Below are 21,696 nucleotides of genomic sequence, written 5' to 3' on the forward strand. Positions count from 1 at the left end.
GAACATTCGGCGCATGCCCGAGTCCCTCCTCTTTCCCGCAGACCTGTGAGCGGCGGCCTCCTCGTCCGGCGGACCGTGCGCGGCGCGACGGCGCTGCGCGGCGGCCGTGCCGGGCGGCCGACTCCGTACCAGTTCTTCGGCGCCCTGTTCTGGCTGGTGATGACGCTGGCGTACTGGCGGATCCCGCTGTGCTGCGACTCCGGACAGCACGCGGCGGTCGTCGAGCGCCTCAAGGCCGACCTGTTCCACCCCGCCCACTCCATGGCGGACCTGCCGGGCGCGGGCAGCCCGTACTACGGCCCGTACGCCGTCGTCCAGGGCGTGCTGGCGCGGCTGACGGGCCTGTCCGGCTGGGAGGTCGTGAAGCTCGCCGGGCCGGTGCACCTGTTGGTGCTGCTGACGGGGATCGGCCGCTTCGTCAGGACGCTGACCGCGCGCGTCTGGGCACCGGTCCTGGCCCTGCTGTTCATGACGCTGCTGTGGGGCACCGCGCGGATCCGGTGGAGCGGCTACCTCGGGCTGCTGCCGATGACGACGAACCTGGGGTATCCGTCCGCGCTCGCGATCGGGCTGACGTTCTGGGCGTGGGCCTGGGCGGCCACGCTCGCGCGTGCGGACGCCGCCGCCGTGCGGTTCGTCGGCCCGAGCGGGCTCGGCGGCTGGTGGGGGTACGCCGGGACCGGCGCCCTGTACGGCCTGATCCTGCTCACCCACCCCGTCACGGCGGCCTCGGCGCTCACCGGGGCGGTGGCGATCGTGGCGTCCCGTCAGCGGGGCCGGCGCCCGCCGGTCGTGGCGCGCTGGGCGCTCGCCGTGGCCGTCTGCGCGACGGTCGGGGTGTCGTGGCCGTACTACGACGTGCTGGCGCTGGTGGGCGACACCGGCATGGACGCGATGCACCGGCAGCTGTACGAGGGGATGCTCGCCAACTCCTGGCTGGCACTGCTCGGGCTGCCCGCCCTGTGGGTGCGGGCCCGCAGGGCGGTGCGCGACCCGCTGGTGCTGATGTTCCTGCTGGAGGGGCTGCTGGTGGCGTACGGCTGGGTGAGCGGGCACTACACGTACGCCAGGGCCCTGTGGGCGGCGCTGGTGCCGCTGCAGTTCGCGCTCGCGGTGGAGCTCGCGGCGCCCCGGCCGTGGCGGCGGGTCAGGAGGGTACTGGGCGGGGCGGCGGCGGTCGGGGTGTGCCTCGGGTTCGTCACCGTGCACGCCGGGGCGGTCGTGCCGCGTGCGATCGACCCGGTGGGGTTCCCGCAGGCGACGCGCTGGCCGGCCTACGACTGGGCGGCGCGGCACATCGGGCCCGGCGAGGTGGTGATCACCGACGGGTACTTCGCCAGTCACGCCATCGCGGGGTACGGGCCCAACCTGGCCGCGCCCATCTGGCCCGACCCCGCCCTGGACGAGGGCGAGCGCAGACGCCGGGCGGCCGACGTCCGCGCCTTTCTGGCCCCCGGCTCGACCCGCGCCGAGCGTGCCGCCGTCGTCCGCCGCTACCACGTGCGCTGGCTGCTGCTGACGCGCTGGCACCCGGTGCCCGAGGAGGCCGTGGTGGTGGCGTGGAGCAGGCGGACGGGGGAGGTGCTGGCGCGGGTCGGCCGGCCGGCTGACCGGGTGCCTACTCGATGACGAGGTCGACCTCGATGTTGCCGCGGGTGGCGTTGGAGTACGGGCAGACCTGGTGGGCCTGCTCGACCAGCTTGCGGCCGGTCGCCTCGTCCACGCTGTCGGGGAGCTCGACGCGCAGCGTGACGGCGAGACCGAAGCCCTCGCCCTGCTTGCCTATCGAGACCTCGGCGGTCACGGCGGCGTCGCTGACGTCGACCTTGGCCGCGCGGCCGACGAGGCCGAGGGCGCTGCCGAAGCAGGCGGCGTAACCGGCGGCGAAGAGCTGCTCCGGGTTGGTGCCCTGGCCGTTGCCTCCCAGCGCCTCGGGCATGCCCAGGGCGAGGTCCAGCACGCCGTCGGAGCTGACGGCCCGGCCCTCACGGCCGTGGGTGGCGGTGGCGACAGCGGTGTAGAGCGCGTCCATGGAAAACCTTCCCTCTCACGTCAACGTGCGGCGGCCCGCTTCCGGGCCGCCTGACAGTCATGATTAGAGCACACAATTCAGTTGTGCGCAATTGAATGACGGGCACGAGCTATCCTGGAGCCATGAACACGCCGGACGACGACTGGCTCCGCCTGGACCAGCAGATCTGCTTCTCCCTGCACGCGGCTTCCCGCGCCTTCAACGGCGTCTACCGCGTGATCCTCAAGGACCTCGGGCTCACCTACCCGCAGTACCTGGTGATGCTGGTGCTCTGGGAGCACGACGAGCTGCCCGTGAAGAAGCTCGGGGAACACCTGCGTCTCGACTCCGGCACGCTGTCGCCGCTGCTGAAGCGGCTGGAGGCGGCCGGTCTGGTGCGCCGGGAGCGCAGCGCCCGTGACGAGCGGTCGGTGGAGGTACGGCTGACCGAGGAGGGCGTCGCGCTGCGGCAGCGGGCGCTTCAGGTGCCGCGCCGGATCGCCGCCTCGACCGGCTTCGGACCCGACGAGGTCCGCAGGCTGCGGGCCCACCTCGACGAGCTCACCACCGCGCTGGACGCGGCCGCGCTCGCGGAACCGCCGGGCGGCTCGCCCGCGGACGAACGGTCGTAGCGGCCCGGGCCCCGGGCGGATCGCCTGTGGCCGGCTCGCCTGTGGCCGGCTCGGCGGCGGCTCGCCCACGGGGGGGCTGGTCAGCGAACGGGGCGTCGGGCGGACAGCTCGTCCTCGGAGGGCTCGCCGACGAACGGCGCGTCGGCGGACAGCTCGTCAGCGGACAGCTCGTCCACGGACGGCTCGTCGGCTGACAGCTCGTCCACTGCGGACTCGTCGGCGGGCGGCTCGTCGGCGGGCCGTCGCCGGACGTGGAGGCGGAGGACCACTCCGTTCCGCACGTGCTCCTCCCTGACGGTGAACTCCTCCCGCAGCACGGCGAGCTTCGTCCGCTCGACCGGGTCGGGCGGGGACCAGCCCGGGGCCAGTGCGTACGCCTCGGCGACGACCCAGACCCGGTCCACCGGGGCGAGCCGGCGCCGCAGCTCCCCGGGGGTCGCCTCGCGGCCCCACAGCGTCCCGGACCCGGGCGCCGACTCCCGCAGCGCGATGTCCCGGACCTGACGGAACCCCTTCGGGTAGGCCAGCGCGGCGAGCCTGCCGACGGACGGCATGAACAGCACCGGGTCGCCCGGGCGCATCTGCCGGACGGCGAGCGCGGCGACGGCGGCGAGGTTGTCGGGGCGGTGGGCGGCGGAACGGTCCTGGCGGTGCACGGGCAGTTCGTGGACGAACGCGGCGACGAGGACGAGGACACCGGCGACGCCCAGCAGGGCGCGCACCCGCCGGTCGCCGACCCGGACCCGCCGCCCTCCCCACCGCACGCGCCCCACGCGCCCCAGCGCACCGGCCACCCGCCCTACCCCGGCGGCCACCAGCAGGGGCGCTCCCGCCAGCGCGTAGAGCACGTACCGGTCGTGGAACAGCGGCCGGACCTGGGACACGGTCAGCAGGATCCCCGGCGGCACGAGCAGCAGCGGGAGGGCGACCGCGGCCGTCCTCCGCTCCCGAAGCCCCGCCCCGAGCAGCAGCAGCGCTCCCCAGAACACCACCCCGGCCGGGCCGGGTGAGAAGTGCCGCACCAGCTGCCCGACCTTGTCCCACCCGGGCGTCCCCAGCCACGCGACCTGCCCGGCCTGCCCCTGCGACACCCACACCAGCGGCAGCAGGAGCAGCACCGCCGCCCCCGCCGCACGGCCCCAGCCGGCCCACACCCTCCCCGGCACCCGCAGCAGCCCCAGTGTCACCGCGTGCGCGCAGAGCACCAGCACCGCCAGCTCGTGCAGCAGACAGGTCGGGGCGACGACGGCCCCGTACGGCCACCAGGCCCGCGCGGTGGCCGCCTCCACGGCCCTCAGGAGCAGCAGCGTCGCCCCCGCCACGCCCGCCGCGACGAGCGCGTACGACCGTCCCTCCTGGGCGTAGTGGCCGGTCATCGGCGTGATCGCGTAGAGGAGACCGGCCCACAGGCCGACCCGCGGCCCGGCCAGCCGGACGCCGAGGGCCGCGACCAGGCCCGCGGTGGCGGTGGCCGCGCACACGGACGGCAGACGCAGGACGACCTCGCCCGGGTGGACGGCGAGGACGACGTGCATGAACAGGTAGTACAGGCCGTGCACCGCGTCCACGTCGTGCAGCAGCCGCCAGATCTGCGGAACCGTGCGCTGTGCGACCAGGAAGGTGACGCTCTCGTCGCCCCACATGCCGCCGCGATCCACGCCCCACAGCCCGATCGCGAGCATCGCCGCCATGGGAACCGCCACGGGCACCGCGCCCGTGCCGGACCGGCCGCTCCCCGTCGACTGTCCGATCGTCACGGCCCGATTCTGTGCCGTTTCGCTGATATAAGCGATGTTTGATGGTGTGTTACCACTTTCATGTCATTCGCCCGGCTTACGATCCGCCGTGATGAATGTCGCCGTCGATGTCGCTGTGGATGCCGTCGTGGATGCTTCCGTGGGTGCCCCTGTGGGTGCCTCTGTGGACGCGTCTGTGGATGCCTTGTCGCGTGCCGAGAGGCCGGTCTCCCGGGTCGCCGTCGTGGTCATCGGGTACGACGACGCCGCCCATGTGACGGACGCCGTGCGCTCGGCGCTCGCCCAGGGCCCGGCCGTGCGCGAGGTCGTGGCCGTCGACGACTGCTCGACGGACGGCAGCGCGGCCCTGCTCGACCGGCTCGCCGCGTCCGAGTCCCGCCTGAAGGTGATCCGCCGCCGGGTCAACAGCGGCGGCTGCGGCACCCCGCGCAACACCGGGCTCGACGCGGTGACGTCGCCGTACGTGATGTTCCTGGACAGCGACGACGTCCTGCCGCCCGGCGCGGTCGACGCGCTGCTGGAGGCGGCGACGGGCGCGCACGCGGAGGTGGTGAGCGGCCTGTGCGTGCGCCGGGAACTGCCGTCGGGGCGCGAAGTGCCCTGGCAGCCGCGCCTGTACGCGCTCCACGCCGTGGTCCCGCACCCCGCGCAGCGTCCGCGCCTGGTCCACGACACGCTCTGCGTCAACAAGCTGTACCGCACGGGCTTCCTGCGCGAGCACCGCATCCGCTTCCCCGAGGGCCGCTTCCCCTACGAGGACGTCGTCTTCACCGCACGCGTCCTGGCCGCTGCCCCGCGCATCGCCCTGGTCCCGGACCGGGTGTACGTCTGGCACGTGCGCCGGTCCGCCGAGCGGCTGTCCATCTCGCTGGACCGGGCCGGCGTCGAGAACTGGCGGGCCCGCACCCAGGCGTGCCGGCAGGCGTACGAGGTCCTGCTGGGCGCCGGGCAGAAGGAGCTCGCCCGGGTCGCGCGCGCCAAGTTCCTCGACCACGACCTGCGGATGTACGTGCGCGAACTGGGGTTGCGCGATGCCGCCTACCGGCGTGCAATGGTGGGAGCTCACGCGGGCGCATCTCGCGGAGTACGACGCGGGACGATTGTTACCGCGACCCGGCCGCTCCGGGTCGGCTGGCCGGGCGGGTCGTCCTGGCCTCCCCGGAGCCGCGCGACCTGCCCCGGCTGCGGGAGCTCGCGGCGCGCCCGGCGCGGCTCCGCCCGCCGTACGCCCGCGCCGCGGACGGCACGCCCGTCTGGTCGCAGGAGCTTCCGCAGGTCTCCCTGGAGCCCCTGCTGACCCGGCCGGTGGAGGCGCTGCCCCTCGCCGTCGACGCGGAACTGCGCCCCCACGCGCGTGGCACCCGACTCCGTCTGCACCTGCACGAGCTGTACGGCCGACTGGCGCAGGCCGGCCCCGAGACGGTGGAGGTGGAGTGGCGGCACCGGGACGCCCGGGGGCTGGTCGTGCGCACCACGGCGGATCTGGCGGAGTCGGCCGCCGGGACCTGGTCGGCGGAGACGGCCGTCGGCCTCGCGGCGCCGACCGGACTCGGCGCGGGCACCTGGGACCTGCGGCTTCGTATCCGGTTCCGTGAGGGCGTGAGCCGCGAGGTCACGGCGCACGCCCTCACGGGCGCCGGTCTACTGCGTCGGCGAGCCGTCCCCAGCGCACGGCACGGCGTGGTACTCGTACAGCCGTACCGCACCCACTCCGGTGCGCTGGCGCTGCGCGTGGCGCCGGGTGTGCGCGGCGTGCTGTCCGTCGCACGCGGAAGGCTGCGGCGCCTGCTTCACTGAGAGCGGCACGACGACACCGAGAGCAGCACGAAGACCGCGAGCACGCGACACCGGCACGGGACGACTGACGAGGGGACGGCCCCACATGACCTGGTTGATCACCGGCGGCGCCGGCTACATCGGTGCGCACGTCGTACGGGCGATGACCACGGCGGGTGAACAGGCGGTGGTGTACGACGACCTGTCCACCGGCATCACGGAGCGCGTGCCCGACGGTGTGCCGCTGGTGGTGGGATCGACCCTGGACGCCGAGCGGCTCGCGCGCGTCCTCGCGGACCACTCGGTCACGGGCGTCGTGCACCTTGCGGCGAAGAAGCAGGTGGGAGAGTCGGTCGACCGGCCGCTGCACTACTACCGGGAGAACGTGGAGGGCCTGCGGACCCTGCTGGAGGCCGTGACGGCGGCGCGGGTGCCGTCCCTCGTCTTCTCCTCCTCGGCTGCGGTGTACGGCATGCCGGACGTGGATCTGGTCACGGAGGAGACGCCGTGCCTGCCGATGTCCCCGTACGGGGAGACGAAGCTGGCCGGTGAGTGGCTGGTGCGCGCGACGGGCCGGGCGACCGGGCTGTCCACGGCATGCCTGCGCTACTTCAACGTGGCGGGCGCGGCGAGCCCCGAGCTCGCGGACACCGGTGTGTTCAACCTCGTCCCCATGGTCTTCGAGAAGCTCACCGAGGGTGCGCCGCCGCGAGTCTTCGGCGACGACTACCCGACCCCGGACGGCACCTGCGTGCGCGACTACATCCATGTCGTGGACGTGGCCGAGGCCCATGTCGCGGCGGCCCGCGCCCTGCGCTCCTCCCCGGGCCGGGAGCTCACGCTCAACATCGGCCGGGGCGAGGGCGTCTCCGTCCGCGAGATGATCGAGGGCATCAACACGGTCACCGGCTACCACCGGCCGCCCACGGTGGCGCCCCGCCGCCCGGGCGATCCCGCGCGCGTCGTCGCCTCCGCCGACCGGGCCGCCACCGAGCTGGGCTGGAAGGCCCGGCACGACGTCCAGGACATGATCACGTCGGCGTGGGCGGGCTGGGTGCGGCTGCACCCGGAGGCGGGCCGGAGCTGACGCAGGCTCCTACAGCGCTTTCAGCGCCTGCGCCGTGGCCCGGGCCAGCGATCCCAGGTACCCCTTGGGCAGCTTCGGGCTGCGGATCACCACCGAGCGCCAGTACAGGGGCCCGGAGATCAGGTCGAGGGCCAGGTCGCGGTCGATGTCCCTGCGGAGTTCGCCGCGCTCCGCCGCCGCCGTGACGATGCCGGTGGCGACGCCGTCCTGGCCCTCGCGCAAGGCCTTCTGGAGGGCGTCGGCGATCTCGGGGTTGCGGGCCGCCTCGGCCTGGAGGTCGGGGATGACCTGCGAGGCGACGGGGTGGCGCAGCGCGCGGGACGTCACCTCGTAGAGCAGCCGCAGGTCGCCCTCCAGGGAGCCGGTGTCCGGCGCGGGCAGGCCCTGCACGGCGAGCGCCGAGACGATGTCGAGGACCAGGTGCAGTTTCGAGCGCCAGCGGCGGTACACCGCCGTCTTCCCGACGCCCGCCCGGCGCGCGATCCCCTCGATGGACATCCGCGCGTAGCCGACGGCCGCGAGCTCCTCGAAGACGGCCGCCCGGATGGCTTCCGTCACGTCCTGTCGCAGTACGGCCGCCCCCGCGGGGGCCCGGCGGCGCGCGGGCTGCTGGGGCTCGTCGGGCTTCGTCGTCATTCCGACAGCATAGGGCGTCACGACGAAACGGTTGCGTTCCGACGTAGCTCCGTCGTACGCTCGCGTTACGACGATACGGTCCCGTCCCGACGTAAGAAGTCGTGAAGAGTCCGGTGAAGACCACCCCCTCCCCGGCTCTCTTCACGCCCCATGGGTCCCATCGGCCCCACCCCCTCCCCCCGAGTGAAAGCAGCGGATGTGAGCCAGGTCCTCGACACACCGCCCCAGACACCACCCCCGGCCGGCGGAGACCTCGCGGCCCTGGCCGCCCGCCACGGCCTCTCCGTCAGCGGCGCCCGCCCCTCGCTGCCCGAGTACGTCCGGCAGCTGTGGGCCCGCCGCCACTTCATCACCGCGTTCGCCACGGCCAAGCTCACCGCCCAGTACAGCCAGGCGAAGCTCGGCCAGGTCTGGCAGGTGATGACCCCGCTGCTGAACGCGGCGGTCTACTACTTCATCTTCGGTGTCCTGCTCGGCACCAAGCACGGCGTGCCGGACTACATCCCGTTCCTGGTCACGGGCGTGTTCATCTGGACGTTCACGCAGAGCTCGATCATGGCGGGCACCCGCGCCATCTCCGGCAACCTCGGCCTCGTCCGCGCCCTGCACTTCCCGCGCGCCGCGCTGCCCCTGTCGTTCTGCCTCCAGCAGCTCCAGCAGCTGCTGTTCTCGATGGCCGCCCTGGTCGTCATCCTGCTCTGCTTCGGCGTGCCGGTCGGCGTGTCCTGGCTGCTGGCGCTGCCGGTGCTGGCCCTGCAGTTCACGTTCAACGCGGGCGTCTCCATGGTCATGGCCCGGATGGGCGCCAAGACCCCCGACATCGCCCAGCTGATGCCCTTCGTGCTGCGCACCTGGATGTACGTGTCGGGCGTCATGTGGAGCATCGACAAGCTGGCGGACAAGGACAGCCTGCCCCACGCGGTGACGCTCGCGCTGGCGGCCAATCCGGCCGCCGTCTACATCGACCTGATGCGTTTCGCCCTGATCGACAGCTTCCACGCGAGCCAGCTCCCCGCCCACGTGTGGGCGATCGCCGTCGGCTGGGCCCTGGTCGCCGGGGTCGGCGGCTTCATCTACTTCTGGAAGGCTGAGGAGACCTACGGCCGTGGCTGACAACACCAACGACAGGATCCCCACCGTCGTCGCCGACGGCGTCGACATCGTCTACCGGGTCAATGGCACCGGCGCCGGACGCGGCTCCGCCACCGCCGCCCTCAACCGCATCATGCGCCGCAAGCAGACCGAGAAGGCGGCGGGCGTGCGCCGGGTGCACGCCGTGCGGGACGTGTCCTTCGTCGCCTACAAGGGCGAGGCGATCGGCCTGATCGGCACCAACGGCTCCGGCAAGTCCACCCTGCTGAAGGCCGTCGCCGGGCTGCTCCCCGTGGAGAACGGCCGCATCTTCACCCACGGCCAGCCCTCCCTGCTCGGCGTCAACGCGGCCCTGATGAACGACCTGACCGGCGAACGCAACGTGCACCTCGGCGGCCTGGCCATGGGCATGTCCCGCGAGCAGGTCAGGGACCGCTACCAGGAGATCGTCGACTTCTCGGGCATCAACGAGAAGGGCGACTTCATCACGCTGCCGATGCGCACGTACTCCTCCGGCATGGCCGCCCGGCTGCGGTTCTCCATCGCCGCCGCCAAGGACCACGACGTGCTGCTGATCGACGAGGCCCTGGCCACCGGCGACCGCTCCTTCCAGAAGCGCTCCGAGGAGCGCATCCGCGAGCTGCGCAAGCACGCCGGAACGGTGTTCCTGGTCAGCCACAACAACAAGTCCATCCGCGACACCTGCGACCGGGTGCTGTGGCTGGAGCGCGGCGAGCTGCTCATGGACGGGCCGACGGAGGACGTCCTCAAGGAGTACGAGGCGTTCACGGGGGACAAGTCCGCGAAGCCCAAGCCGAAGCCGAAGCCGAAGGCGGCGGCCAAGGTCCCCGTTCCCTCGTGAGGCGCGCCCCGGTCGGCCGTTTTGTCGCATTGATGGCACCATGACCGAATACGGTGTGCCCGGCGCGACGTGAGGCGCGACGAGACGAAGGAGTCCCCGTGATGGCCGAGCTCAGCGTCATCGTCCACGGGCCCAACGTTCAGGACCATCTGACGGAACTCCTCGACTCCCTCGCCGCCCACCCCTTCCCGGACGCCGAGCTGATCGTGGCCGCGGTCGGCGACTGGGCCCGCGAGACGGCCGAGCGGCACACCCCCGACATCCCCGGCCTGCGCGTCCTGCCGCTCCCGGAGCACACGGGCGACGCCGCGGCCCGGGCCGCGGGCGCGGCGCGGGCGTCCGGACGCTGGCTGCACTTCGTGCACGCCAAGGACGGCCTGCCCGCCGGCGCCCCGCGCACGGTCGCCGAGCGGCTGGCCGAGCTGCCCGCCGAGGTGGACGTCCTGCTCCTCGACCACGTCCGCAGCACCTGGCGCACCTCCGGCATGCCCTCCCCGGACGGCTCCCTGCTCGCCCGGACCGGCCGTGCCGACGTGCCCCTGGACGACTGCGCGCACCTGCTGCGCCTCACCCCCCTGCTCGGCACCCGCGTCCTGCGCGCCGGCTTCTGGCGGGCGCACGAGCAGCGGCTCACCACCGACGACGAGCCGTATGCCACGCTGGCCGCCCTGCTGCTCGCCGATCGCGTCGCCTGTCTGCCGCACGTCGCCTACGAGGACCGCAGACTGCGTCCGGCGAGCCTGCCCCCGCCCACTCCCGAACAGCGCTACGGCCTCGTGGAGCGCTACGAGTCGCTCCACGACCTCACCCGGGACCGCCGCGCCGCCCACGCCGCGCTCTACGACGTGATGGTCCGCGACTGCCTGCGCACCTTCGCCCGCGGCGGCATGGAGGAGAAGGTCGCACGGGAGTTCTTCCGGCGGGCGTCCCTGGCCGCCCTGCGCCGCCGCCCCGAGGGCTACCGGCGCCCCGCCGGACTCGAAGGCGTCCGCCGCTCCCTGCTCGAACAGGACGCCTACGCCAAGTACCGGGCCTTCCAGACCGTCAACCGCACCCGCCGCACCGCCCAGTCGGCCGTACAGGCCCACGGGCGCCAGGTCGGCACCAGGCTCCGCGACCACCAGTACCGCAGGGCGCTCAGCCGCCCGGTCGACCCCGACCTGGCGGTGTTCGCGGCGTACTGGAACCGCGGCGTCGCCTGCAACCCCGCCGCGATCGCCGCCGAGCTCGCCGAACTCGCCCCGCGGGTCCACCCGGTGTGGGTGGTGACCCGGGAGAACGCGGCCCTCCTCCCGCCCGGCACCGACCACGTCGTCCCCGGCACCCGCCGCTACTGGGAGGTGCTGGCGACCGCCAGATACCTCGTCAACAACGTCAACTTCCCCAACGCGGTGGTCAAACGCCCGGACGCGATCCACGTCCAGACCCACCACGGCACGCCCCTCAAGCGCATGGGCCTGGACCAGATGGCGTACCCGGCCGCCGCGCAGGGCCTGGACTTCCGCGCCCTGCTGGAACGCGTCGACAAGTGGGACTACAGCGTCTCCGCCAACAGCCACACCACCCGCATGTGGGAGCGCGCGTACCCCTCGCGCTACGTCAGCCTCGACCACGGCTACCCGCGCAACGACGTCTACTACCGGGCCGGCGCGCAGGACATCCGCGCGATCCGCGACCGCCTCGGCATCGCGCCGGGCCGCCGTGCCGTCCTCTACGCGCCCACCCACCGCGACTACGAGGCCGGCTGGACCCCGCGCCTGGACCTGGCCGCCCTCGCCGACCGCCTCGGCGACGACACGGTCCTCCTCGTCCGCGGCCACTACTTCTACGGCGGCGCGGCCTCCCCGCTCACCCACCTGCGCCGCACGGGCCGGATCATCGACGTCTCCTCCTACGACCCGGTCGAGGAGCTGTGCCTGGCGGCGGACGCCCTGGTCACGGACTACTCCTCGATCATGTTCGACTACGCCAACCTCGACCGCCCGATCGTGATCCACGCCGACGACTGGGAGACGTACCGCACCACCCGCGGCGTCTACTTCGACCTGATGGCCGAGGCCCCGGGCCCGGTGGCCCGCACCCAGCAGGAGCTGGCGGAGATCCTCACCACCGAGGCATGGCACGACGAGAGCGCGGCCAAGAACCGGGCCGTCTTCCGGCGCCGGTTCTGCGAGTACGACGACGGGCGCGCCGCCGAACGCGTGGTCCGCCGGGTCTTCCTCGGCCAGGACGAACGGTCCCTGCCGCCGGTGCTGCCGATCGAGGACCGCACCCCCGCCCCGACACCGCAGGAGGCGACCGCATGAGCACCCCCGACGTCACCGTGACGGTCATCGTCTACAACGACGCCGAACGCCTCGTCCGCGCGGTCGACTCGGTCCGCCGGCAGACCCACGCCAACCTGGAGATCGTCATCAGCGACGACCACTCCACGGACGGCACCCCGGAGGTCGCCCGGCGCCTGGCCGCTCAGGACCCCCGCGTGCGCCACCTCCGCCTGGAGCGGAACAGCGGCGGCTGCAGCGTCCCCCGCAACCGCGCGCTGGAGATCGCCCGGGCCCCCTACCTGATGTTCCTCGACAGCGACGACGAACTCCCCGGCAACGCCGTCGAACTGCTGCTCAGCGCGCACCGCGAACGCGAGATCGACTTCGCGATGGGAGCGGTGCAGCGCGTCCGGGTCGACAACGGCCGCCGCTCGACCTGGATGCCACACCTGGTCGCCGAACGCCGCACCCTCGACGGCATCGAGGCCGACCCGCGTCTGTTCTTCGAGCACCTCTCCACCAGCAAGATGTACGCGCGCGCCTTCCTCGACCGGCACGACCTGCGCTTCCCCGAGGGCATCCACTACGAGGACCAGCTGTTCTCGGCGCAGGCGTACTGCCTGGCCAAGCGCTTCACGATCATCCCGGAACCGGTCTACCGCTGGTACGTGGCGCCGTTCGCGGCATCGGAGTCGGCGTCGATTTCGAACCAGCGGCACAAGCTCGCCAACGTCCGCGACCGCATCCACGTCCAGCACCTCATCGACGCGTTCCTCGCCGAGAGCGGGCACGGGTCGCTGCGGGAGGACAAGGACCACAAGTTCCTCAAGCACGACTTCCGGATGTACGCCGGTGACCTGCCCTACCGGGACGAGGAGTGGCTGTCGTCGTTCGCCGACCTGGTCACGCCGTACCTCGACACCCTCGCACCCGGCGCGTTCGCCCGCCTCCCGCGCGCCGAACGCGTCGTCATCCAGCTGATCCGGGACCGCCGCCTGGCGGACGCGCGGCTGGCGGCGCGCGGCCTGGGGCACGGCGTGGCCCCCAGGCAGGTGACGCCGGACGGGGACGGCCGCACCTACTGGGGCGCCGAGGTCCCCGAGTCGGACCGGTCCCGCCGCGAACTGGACGTCTCGGAGCTGGAGCTCGACACCTGCCCCTTCCCGGGCGCCCAGTTCCGCCACGAGATCACGGAGCTCACCCCGGGCCCGGGCGCCTCAGTCGACCTCACCATCCGCACGTACGACCCGGCCCTGCGCCTGCCGGTGGGCCCCCACCGCGCGACCCTCCTCATCACCCCCGGCAGGCGCCGCCTGCACGTCCCGTTCCGTCTCTCCCCCGTCCGCCCCGGCGTCTTCGAGGGCCACGCCCGCCTCGACCTCGCGGCGGCACACCTCCCCCTCCAGGGCTTCGCCGGAATCCGCCACCCGGTGCTCCGCCTGGAACACCAGGGCCTGTCCCACACGGGCCTGCTGCTGGCCCCCCTGACCTTCCCGACGTCGACGACCCACGTCCCCCACCACCGCCTGACCCTGGAACCCGAGGGCCACGGCCCCGGCCGCCTACAGATCCGCTGGCAGCCAGTGGGAACGACGGCAAGAGTGATCCGCCCACTGACCCACCGCCTGGCGAACCCTCGCCTGAAGAAGGCAGCACAACTGGTGGCAAGCGCCCTGAGGTAGCCCCAACTGCGGCCGCCGGCCCCACTCAGCTGCGGGCAGTCGTGCCGCTTGGGGCGGCACGGGTGGGCGCAGCGGCACCCCGTAACGCCGGGCTGCGCAACGGCCCGCCCCAAGCAGAAACGCCCCGGACCGTCACCGGCCCGGGGCGTCCCAACGTTCTCGTACCCGCTACGAATGCTGCCGCAGCAACGTCCTCATCGTCCGCATCGCCACCGACAGATTCGCGAGATCGAACGCCTCGGACCCCTGAATCTCCTCCAGCGTGGTCCGAGCCCGCCCAAGAATCGCCGCGTTCTTCTGCTCCCACGCCTTGTACCGCTGCTCAGGCGTAGAACTGCCATTCCCCACCGCCAGCACATCGGCCGTCAGCGCCGCATGCGCCGCGTACAGATCCTCACGGATCGCCGCACGGGCCATGGACTGCCACCGGTCGGCACGCGGCAGCTCGATGATGCGGTCCATCAGCTGGGTGATCCGCAGCCGGTCGGCGAGGTCGTAGTACACGTCGGCGACGTCCAGCGGCTCCCGGCCCATGCGGTCGGCGATCGAGACGATGTCGAGCGTCGGGAAGGCGGAGGAGAACCCGGCCACACGCGTGGCGAGTTCGTCCGGGACACCGGCGCCCGTCAGCTCGTCGTAGATCTTGCCGTACCACTCCAGGTCGGCGCCCCGCAGCAGCTTCGGCAGCTGCGCCCAGACCTGCTCCACGCGCTCGGCGAAGAAGTCGACGGTGTCGGCCAGCTGCAGCGGCTGCGGCCGGTTGTTGAGCAGCCAGCGCGTCCCCCGCTCCACCAGGCGCCGCGCGTGCAGCCGGATGCGGGTCTGGACCTCGGCCTCGACCTTGTTGTCGAGCGCCTCCACCCCGTCCCACACCGGGGACTGACGGAAGATCGCCCGGGCCGCGGTCTGCGCCCGCACGATCTCCTCCAGCGATGCCCCGGTCTCTTCGCGCAGCCGGTGCAGATACGTCGTACCACCCGTGTTGACCGTGTCGTTGACCAGCACGGTCGTGGTGATCTCACGGCGCAGCGGGTGGCTGACGAGGTACTCCGGGAACTGCTCGCGCAGCTGGGTCGGGAAGTAGGCGTGCAGCAGGGTGCTCAGGTACGGATCGTCGGGCAGCGAGGTGTGCAGCAGCTCCTCGGCGACCGTGATCTTCGTGTACGCCAGCAGTACGGCCGTCTCCGGGCCCGTCAGCCCCTGGCCCTGGGCGAGCCGCTCGCGGATCTGCCGGTCGGTGGGCAGGAACTCCAGCGCCCGGTCGAGGTGTCCCTCCCTGACCAGGTGCTTCATGAAGCGCTGCTGGGCGTGGAGCATGGCGCCGGACTGGGCGAGGGCGTTGGCGATCGCCGTGTTCTGCGCGTAGTTGTTGCGCAGCACCAGACGGCCGACCTCGTCGGTCATCTCGGCGAGCAGCTTGTTGCGCTGCTTGACGGTCATGTCGCCGTCCGCGACCAGGCCGTTGAGCAGGATCTTGATGTTCACCTCGTGGTCGGAGGTGTCCACGCCCGCGCTGTTGTCGATGGCGTCGGTGTTGATCCGGCCGCCCCGCAGCGCGAACTCGATCCGGCCGAGCTGGGTCAGGCCCAGGTTGCCGCCCTCGCCGACGACCTTGACGCGCAGGTCCCCGCCGTCGACGCGGATGGCGTCGTTGGCCTTGTCGCCGACGTCCGCGTTCGACTCGGTCGAGGACTTGACGTACGTGCCGATGCCGCCGTTCCACAGCAGGTCCACCGGGGCCTGGAGGATCGCCTTCATCAGGTCGGCCGGGGTCAGCTTGGTGACCTTGGCCTCGATGCCGAGGGCCTCGCGGATGTGCGCGTTGACCGGGATCGCCTTGGCCGTGCGCGGGAAGATGCCGCCGCCGGACGACAGCAGCTCCTTGTTGTAGTCCTCCCAGCTGGAGCGGGGCAGCTCGAACAGACGGCGGCGCTCGGCGTAGGAGGTGGCGGCGTCCGGGTTCGGGTCGATGAAGATGTGCCGGTGGTCGAAGGCGGCGACCAGGCGGATGTGCTCGGAGAGCAGCATGCCGTTGCCGAACACGTCACCGGACATGTCGCCGATGCCGACGACCGTGAAGTCCTCGGTCTGGGTGTCCACGCCCATGTCGCGGAAGTGCCGCTTGACGGACTCCCAGGCGCCGCGGGCGGTGATGCCCATGCCCTTGTGGTCGTAGCCGGCCGAGCCGCCGGAGGCGAAGGCGTCGCCGAGCCAGAAGTTGTACTTCTCGGCGACCCCGTTGGCGATGTCGGAGAAGGTCGCGGTGCCCTTGTCGGCGGCGACGACCAGGTAGGTGTCGTCCCCGTCGTGCCGGACGACGTCCGCCGGGGGCACGACGTCGCCGGCCACCATGTTGTCGGTGATGTCGAGCAGCGCCGAGATGAACGTCTTGTACGAGGCCACGCCCTCGGCCAGCCACGCGTCGCGGTCGACGCTCGGGTCGGGCAGCTGCTTGGCGACGAAGCCGCCCTTGGCGCCGACCGGCACGATGACGGTGTTCTTCACCATCTGCGCCTTGACCAGGCCGAGGATCTCGGTGCGGAAGTCCTCACGCCGGTCGGACCAGCGCAGACCACCGCGCGCGACCTTGCCGAAGCGCAGGTGCACGCCCTCGACGCGCGGCGAGTACACCCAGATCTCGAACGCCGGGCGCGGCGCGGGCAGGTCCGGGATGGCCTGCGGGTCGAACTTCATGGAGACGTACGCGTGCGGCTTGCCGCCCGCGGCCTCCTGGAAGAAGTTCGTCCGCAGCGTCGCCTTGATGACCGTGAGGAAGGACCTGAGGATCCGGTCCTCGTCCAGGCTCGCGACCTGGTCGAGGGCCGCGTCGACCTCTTCGAGGAGGGCGTCCACGATCTCGTGCCCCGCGCGCTGCCGGTCCGGCGACATCCGCGCCTCGAACAGGGAGACGAGCAGCCTGGTGGTGTGGACGTTGTTGCGGAGGGTGTCCTCCATGTAGTCCTGGCTGAACGTCGACCCGGCCTGGCGCAGGTACTTCGCGTAGGCCCGCAGCACCATCGCCTGGCGCCAGGACAGCCCCGCGCTCAGCACCAGGGCGTTGAAGCCGTCGTTCTCCGCCTCGCCGGTCCAGGTGGCCGCGAAGGCGTCCTGGAACCGCTCGCGGGCGTCGTCGCCGAAGTAGTCCCCGCCGCCGTTCGCGCGGGGCATGCGCAGCCCGAAGTCGTAGATCCACGCCACACCGCGGTCCGAGCAGCGCAGCTCGTACGGCCGCTCGTCGACGACCTCGACGCCGAGCCGGTTGAGGACCGGCAGCACGGCGGAAAGGGAGATCGCGTCGCCCGTGCGGTAGATCTTGAAGCGGCGCTCCTCGGGGGCGGCGCCGACCGGCTCGTACAGGCTGAGCGCGAAGTCGCGGCCCTCCTCGGCGTGCAGCTGTTCGAGGTGGACGAGGTCGGCGACCGCAGCACGGGGGTTGTGGTCGGCCTTGTAGCCCTCGGGGAAGGCGTGCGCGTACCGGCGCATCAGTTCTGCCGCGTGCTCCTCGCCGAGCTCGGCGTTGAGCGCCTCGGCGAAGGCGTCCTCCCAGGAGCGGGCGGCCTCCACCAACCGGGCCTCGATGCGGTCCTTGTCGGCGTCGGACAGCTCCGGCAGCTCGGTGCCCTGCGGGACCCGGACCACGAAGTGCAGCCGGGACAGGATCGACTCGGTGTTCCAGGCCGTGAAGTCGACGCTGATGCCGCCGAGCTCCTCCTTCAGGATCTCGATGATCCGCAGACGGACGGCCGTGGTGTACCGGTCGCGCGGGAGGTAGACGAGGGCGGAGTAGTAGCGCCCGTACTCGTCCTGGCGCAGATAGAGCCGCAGGCGCCTGCGTTCCTGGAGGTAGAGCACGGAGGTGACGATGGACCGCAGCTCGTCGACCGGGGTCTGGAAGAGCTCGTCGCGCGGGTACGTCTCCAGGATCTGGAGCAGATCGCGCCCGTCGTGGCTGTTGGGCGAGAACCCGGCCTTCTCCAGGACCTCCTCGACCTTGCGCCGGATGACCGGGACCCGGCGCACGGACTCGGTGTAGGCGGCGGAGGAGAACAGTCCGAGGAAGCGCCGCTCGCCGACGACGTTGCCGTCGGCGTCGAACTTCTTCACCCCGATGTAGTCCAGGTACGACGGCCGGTGCACGGTCGCCCGGCTGTTCGCCTTGGTCAGCACGAGCAGCTTGTGCTCGCGCGCCTTGGCCCGGGCGTCGGCGGGCAGTCGCTCGAAGGACGGGCTGACCGGGTGGCTCTCCTCGTCGGCGTGGTGCGGGTCCGCGCGCAGTATGCCGAGGCCGGTGCCGGGCACGGCGGCCAGCGAGTCGTCCTCGCGCAGCTGGTACTCGCGGTAGCCGAGGAAGGTGAAGTGGTCGTCGGCCAGCCAGCGCAGCAGCTCGCGGGCCTCCTCGACCTGAGGGCCGGGCAGGTCACCGGGGATGGGCTCGTCCGGCAGCCCCTCCGCCAGCCGGATCGCCGATTCCCGCATCTTGCTCCAGTCCTCGACGGCCTCACGGGCGTCGGAGAGCACGCGGAGCAGGTCGACGGTGATCTGCTTCAGATCGGCCCGGTCGGTCTCCCGGTCGATCTCGACGTGGATCCAGGACTCGACGTGCGCGTCGTGCGGGAGGTCGCCGGTCGCCGGGGTCGACAGGACCTCGATGAGCTTGCCGGTGACATCGCGCCGCACGACGAACTGCGGGTGGATGACGACGTGGATCCCGCGCCCCTGCCGGGTCAGCTCGTTCGTCACGGAGTCGACGAGGAAGGGCATGTCGTCGGTGACGACCTCGACGACGGAGTGGCTGCAGGTCCACCCGTTCTCTTCCACCGTGGGAGTGTGCACCCGCACGTTGGCCGTGCCCTGGGGGCGGTTCTCGGCCAGCCGGTAGTGCGAGACGGCGGCTCCGAAGACATCGACCGGGTCGCGGTCGGAGAGGTCCCATGGGGCCGTGTGCAGGTAGTAACGCTGGAGGAACGAGAGCAGGGTCTCGCGGTCGGGGGCTTCGTGGGCGTCTGGGGTCTCCTCGCCCGTCGACCCGGTCGGTAGGTGCCCCCCGACCGGGCTGTTCTCAGCTACCCGGGCGGCCCTCTCGAGCAACTCGGCCTTGGCTTCGTCCAGCTTGGTCTGCATTGTCCTCTGGCTCCTGTCGCGCGCCGTTGCGTGACGTAGAAGGAAGTACGGTCTCTGCGCCTACGACGTCACGTCGAGACACGGGGTATCCGGTCTGTTCCGACGCTATGCCGCAAGATGAGATGAGCGGGGGTGTCTGAGCCGTTTTTGAGCTGACCCACGGGTGTGAGGCTTCTCTCTGCGACGCCTCGGACCGGGTGGTGCTCGGCGTCCGGGGAGTCATCGATGCCCCGTACCGCCCGCGAAGACCAGCGACCGCCGCCCGGTCACGGATGTGGTCCGTGCTCTCCGGGCGCAGGGCAGGGACGACGACGTCCCCGCGAACTATCGCGCTGATCACGCCACTAAGGCTATCGCTCCTTACAGGGCCCCCGTCATGAGCCGTATGTGTACAAAACCAGGCCCAGAAGTTTGACGTTCTGCACAGTGCGCGCCACCCACCTGGCTGTGGGCGGTTGTGCCGCTGGGGCGGCACGGGCGGGCGCGGCGGCACCCCGCGACGCCGGGCTGCGAAGCCCCAGCCCCCAGCCCCGACGCCGAGCACCTGGCTACGCAGCGATCCGCTCCGCCTCCGCAACAGCCTCTTCCAACGTGTCCACGACAGGCACCCCCACCGCCTCCAGACTCGCCCGCCCGTGTGACCCCCCGGTGTACAGCACAGCCCGAGCCCCCACATGCAACGCGGCCACCGCATCGTCCGCCGCGTCCCCGATCACCACGGTCCGCCCCGGCTCCACCCCTGTCAGCGACGCCAGATGCCGCACCATGTGCTCGGCCTTGCTGCCCCCCGACGGCCCGGTCCGCCCGTCCACCCGTATGAAGTGCGGCTCGATCCCGAACCCGCGCACCAACGGCACGAGCTCCTCATGCACGTACATGCTCAGGATCGACTGGCTGTGCCCCGCCGACCGCCACCCCGACAGCAGCTCCACCGCCCCCACCGTGAGCCCACAGGCTCCCCGGTGCTCCGCGTAGTACCGGTGGAAGATGTCGTCCATGGCCTCCCACTCGGCTTCCGTCGGCAGCCGCCCCATCAGCCGCTCGTAGAACTTCGGCACCGGCACGCAGTACAGCTCCCGGTACTTCTCCAGCGTCAGCGGCTCCAGCCCCAGCTCGGCGAACGCCGCGTTCGTCGCCCCGATGATCGCGTCAATGTCATGGAACAGCGTCCCGTTCCAGTCCCAGACAATGTGCGCAGCCGTCTTCGTCCCCATGCCAGAAAACGTACCCGCCCCCACTGACAATCAAGAGAACGGCACCTCAACGCGCCCCCGGCCAGGAGGTGGCTCAGGCCTCGCGCGCCACCAGGTTCGGGATCTCCTGCGTGGCGAACCACAGCAGCTCGTGGTCCTCGGCCCCGTCCACGACGAACTGCGCGTCGTCGTCCCCGGCGTCCGCCGCCGGCAGTGCCTGGGCCGCCGCCGTCACATCGGCTTCCGCGTCGTCCGCGTCGACGTGCACCGACGCCGCCTTGGCCAGCGCGACGGCACGGGAGACCCGCACCTCCCCCAGCGCCGCCGGGTCGAGGCCCCGGTCGGGGTCCGCGCTCGCGTCCCGGTCGGGCACGTCGACCGCGACCACGACCCGCCGCCGCGGCGCCTCCGGCTCGGCCGTCAGCAGCCGCAGCGAGGCCAGCGCGGCCCGGCTCAGCGCCGCGTACTCCAGCTCCTCGATGTCGTCGGAGAGGTACCACTCGCGCAGCGCGGGCGTCACCGCGTACGCGACGAACGGCCCGGCTCCCAGCTCACCCGTCTGGTACGCCTCGGCGAGACCGGGGAGGGTCAGGGGGACGTAGACGCGCATGGCTGGCCGCTTTCGTGGTCGGAAGGATCCTGAAGGGCCTTCAGGATACGTGCGGGGCGTCCCCTTTCGAGTTCCGGCCCGTGACGCCGGAAGCGTCCACACCGGTCCCGGGATTCACCCGGTGCTCCCGCCCGGTGATGGGCTTCTCCACCCCTGAACCACCCGGATAGGTGAACATCTCAGCGCCCGCCGCCCTCGGGTCCTCTTCCTTGCTCCTGCCCCCGTCGACCCCGTACAAGATCACCAACCCGAAGTTACTCCCCGGTATCAACCGGGCCCACGAACGGGGACCCTCATGAACAAGGTCATGACCAGGGCACACCGCCTTCAGGCCACCGCGCCCTCCCACCCAGAGACCACCACCCCACACACCCCAGGCGACACCACCCACCCAGGAGCCCCCAAAGCCTCCGCCCCACTCACCCCCGGCGGCACCGCCCACCCAGGAGCCCCCGATGCCTCCGCTCCCCGCACGCCGGGCGGCACCGCCCCTCCCCGCACCCCTGGCGGGGGCGCCCCGCGCACCTCTGCGGGCGGCGGCCGCCCTCCGGCCTCCCCTCGCACCAGGGCCCTCCGCACCCGCCCCGCAGACACCCGCCCGCCGACGCCCTCGGGCATCCGCCCAACGCCACGCACCCGCACAAGCTCCTCGACGCCCGCCCGCACAAAGCCCTCGCCCCACACCCGCCCCGCCCCCGCGACACCCTCCGGCCCGCCCTCGCACACCACCGCCACCCCCCACAGGCCCACTCGGGCCACCCCGGCCCCCACGACAACCAACCCCCGCGTCCCACCCCAGTCCCCTCGACGCCCGGTCGCGCCCCGCCCCCTCCCCACCGACCGCTTCGCCGACCTCCTCGTCGCCGTCCTGAGCGGCCACCGCCCCGTCCACTCGATGCTCCGCCACACCCGGGGCCGTGCCTACGACGAACTTGCCTGGCTCGCCGAGCGCGGCCCCCTGCGCACCCGC

General features: G+C 72.2%; 13 protein-coding genes and 1 pseudogene. 8 read left to right on the top strand and 6 right to left on the bottom strand.

The window, feature by feature from the left end:
• Positions 1-45: 45 nt before the first annotated feature.
• On the top strand, positions 46-1,629 hold the full coding sequence (locus SSQG_RS15025; protein WP_039932764.1) for a hypothetical protein: 1,584 nt from the start codon (positions 46-48) through the stop codon (positions 1,627-1,629).
• On the opposite strand, the gene SSQG_RS15030 is transcribed toward SSQG_RS15025, so the two are convergent.
• Positions 1,619-2,032, bottom strand: a complete 414-nt coding sequence (locus SSQG_RS15030; protein WP_003990631.1) for an organic hydroperoxide resistance protein — start codon at positions 2,030-2,032, stop codon at positions 1,619-1,621. The genes SSQG_RS15025 and SSQG_RS15030 overlap by 11 nt on opposite strands.
• A gap of 95 nt (positions 2,033-2,127) precedes the next feature.
• Between SSQG_RS15030 and SSQG_RS15035 the strand changes: the two genes are divergently transcribed.
• Positions 2,128-2,643 carry a MarR family winged helix-turn-helix transcriptional regulator gene (locus SSQG_RS15035; protein WP_003990632.1) on the top strand — a complete coding sequence of 172 codons (516 nt, stop codon included), beginning with the start codon at positions 2,128-2,130 and terminating at the stop codon, positions 2,641-2,643.
• 80 nt (positions 2,644-2,723) lie between these two features.
• Here SSQG_RS15035 and SSQG_RS15040 read toward each other — a convergent pair whose 3' ends face one another.
• A complete protein-coding gene (locus tag SSQG_RS15040) occupies positions 2,724-4,325 on the bottom strand; it encodes a glycosyltransferase family 39 protein (protein WP_003990633.1) in 1,602 nt (533 codons plus the stop codon).
• Between the two features lie 298 nt (positions 4,326-4,623).
• On the opposite strand from SSQG_RS15040, the pseudogene SSQG_RS15045 reads away from it, so the two are divergent.
• Both SSQG_RS15045 and galE read left to right on the top strand, forming a co-directional pair.
• Positions 4,624-6,197, top strand: a pseudogene (locus SSQG_RS15045) (glycosyltransferase family 2 protein).
• A gap of 85 nt (positions 6,198-6,282) precedes the next feature.
• Positions 6,283-7,263 (top strand): UDP-glucose 4-epimerase GalE, encoded by a 981-nt coding sequence (galE, locus tag SSQG_RS15050; RefSeq protein WP_003990636.1) that lies wholly within the window; start codon positions 6,283-6,285, stop codon positions 7,261-7,263.
• Between the two features lie 9 nt (positions 7,264-7,272).
• Here galE and SSQG_RS15055 read toward each other — a convergent pair whose 3' ends face one another.
• Positions 7,273-7,899 (bottom strand): TetR/AcrR family transcriptional regulator, encoded by a 627-nt coding sequence (locus SSQG_RS15055; RefSeq protein WP_039932766.1) that lies wholly within the window; start codon positions 7,897-7,899, stop codon positions 7,273-7,275.
• 198 nt (positions 7,900-8,097) lie between these two features.
• Here SSQG_RS15055 and SSQG_RS15060 point away from each other — a divergent pair, with 198 nt between their 5' ends.
• The 4 genes from SSQG_RS15060 to SSQG_RS15075 all read left to right on the top strand — a co-directional run bounded on the left by SSQG_RS15060 (position 8,098) and on the right by SSQG_RS15075 (position 13,802).
• Positions 8,098-9,012 carry an ABC transporter permease gene (locus SSQG_RS15060; RefSeq protein WP_039932767.1) on the top strand — a complete coding sequence of 305 codons (915 nt, stop codon included), beginning with the start codon at positions 8,098-8,100 and terminating at the stop codon, positions 9,010-9,012.
• Entirely contained in the window at positions 9,005-9,853 is an 849-nt protein-coding gene (locus SSQG_RS15065; protein WP_003990639.1) for an ABC transporter ATP-binding protein, read from the top strand. The genes SSQG_RS15060 and SSQG_RS15065 overlap by 8 nt, the downstream gene beginning before the upstream one ends.
• 101 nt (positions 9,854-9,954) lie before the next feature.
• The gene (locus SSQG_RS15070) at positions 9,955-12,159 is read left to right on the top strand and encodes a CDP-glycerol glycerophosphotransferase family protein (protein WP_003990640.1); all 2,205 of its coding nucleotides are present in this window, start codon (positions 9,955-9,957) and stop codon (positions 12,157-12,159) included.
• Positions 12,156-13,802 (top strand): glycosyltransferase family 2 protein, encoded by a 1,647-nt coding sequence (locus tag SSQG_RS15075; RefSeq protein WP_003990641.1) that lies wholly within the window; start codon positions 12,156-12,158, stop codon positions 13,800-13,802. The genes SSQG_RS15070 and SSQG_RS15075 overlap by 4 nt, the downstream gene beginning before the upstream one ends.
• 168 nt (positions 13,803-13,970) lie before the next feature.
• On the opposite strand, the gene SSQG_RS15080 is transcribed toward SSQG_RS15075, so the two are convergent.
• The 3 genes from SSQG_RS15080 to SSQG_RS15090 all read right to left on the bottom strand — a co-directional run bounded on the left by SSQG_RS15080 (position 13,971) and on the right by SSQG_RS15090 (position 20,726).
• A complete protein-coding gene (locus SSQG_RS15080; protein ID WP_003990642.1) occupies positions 13,971-18,923 on the bottom strand; it encodes an NAD-glutamate dehydrogenase in 4,953 nt (1,650 codons plus the stop codon).
• Between the two features lie 548 nt (positions 18,924-19,471).
• Positions 19,472-20,137, bottom strand: coding sequence for an HAD family hydrolase (locus SSQG_RS15085; protein ID WP_003990643.1), 666 nt, complete (start codon positions 20,135-20,137; stop codon positions 19,472-19,474).
• 73 nt (positions 20,138-20,210) lie between these two features.
• Positions 20,211-20,726, bottom strand: a complete 516-nt coding sequence (locus SSQG_RS15090) for a DUF6912 family protein (RefSeq protein ID WP_003990644.1) — start codon at positions 20,724-20,726, stop codon at positions 20,211-20,213.
• Positions 20,727-21,696: the final 970 nt, after the last annotated feature.

Source organism: Streptomyces viridochromogenes DSM 40736 (assembly GCF_000158955.1).
Classification (GTDB): domain Bacteria; phylum Actinomycetota; class Actinomycetes; order Streptomycetales; family Streptomycetaceae; genus Streptomyces; species Streptomyces venetus.

Bases quoted from the DNA above. Each gene is read 5' to 3' on its own strand.
- SSQG_RS15035 (WP_003990632.1), top strand. From the start codon at position 2,128: ATGACGGGCACGAGCTATCCTGGAGCCATGAACACGCCGGACGACGAC.
- SSQG_RS15075 (WP_003990641.1), top strand. From the start codon at position 12,156: ATGAGCACCCCCGACGTCACCGTGACGGTCATCGTCTACAACGACGCC.
- galE (WP_003990636.1), top strand. From the start codon at position 6,283: ATGACCTGGTTGATCACCGGCGGCGCCGGCTACATCGGTGCGCACGTC.
- SSQG_RS15090 (WP_003990644.1), bottom strand. From the start codon at position 20,726: ATGCGCGTCTACGTCCCCCTGACCCTCCCCGGTCTCGCCGAGGCGTAC.
- SSQG_RS15030 (WP_003990631.1), bottom strand. From the start codon at position 2,032: ATGGACGCGCTCTACACCGCTGTCGCCACCGCCACCCACGGCCGTGAG.
- SSQG_RS15040 (WP_003990633.1), bottom strand. From the start codon at position 4,325: ATGCTCGCGATCGGGCTGTGGGGCGTGGATCGCGGCGGCATGTGGGGC.
- SSQG_RS15055 (WP_039932766.1), bottom strand. From the start codon at position 7,899: ATGACGACGAAGCCCGACGAGCCCCAGCAGCCCGCGCGCCGCCGGGCC.
- SSQG_RS15080 (WP_003990642.1), bottom strand. From the start codon at position 18,923: ATGCAGACCAAGCTGGACGAAGCCAAGGCCGAGTTGCTCGAGAGGGCC.
- SSQG_RS15070 (WP_003990640.1), top strand. From the start codon at position 9,955: ATGGCCGAGCTCAGCGTCATCGTCCACGGGCCCAACGTTCAGGACCAT.
- SSQG_RS15085 (WP_003990643.1), bottom strand. From the start codon at position 20,137: ATGGGGACGAAGACGGCTGCGCACATTGTCTGGGACTGGAACGGGACG.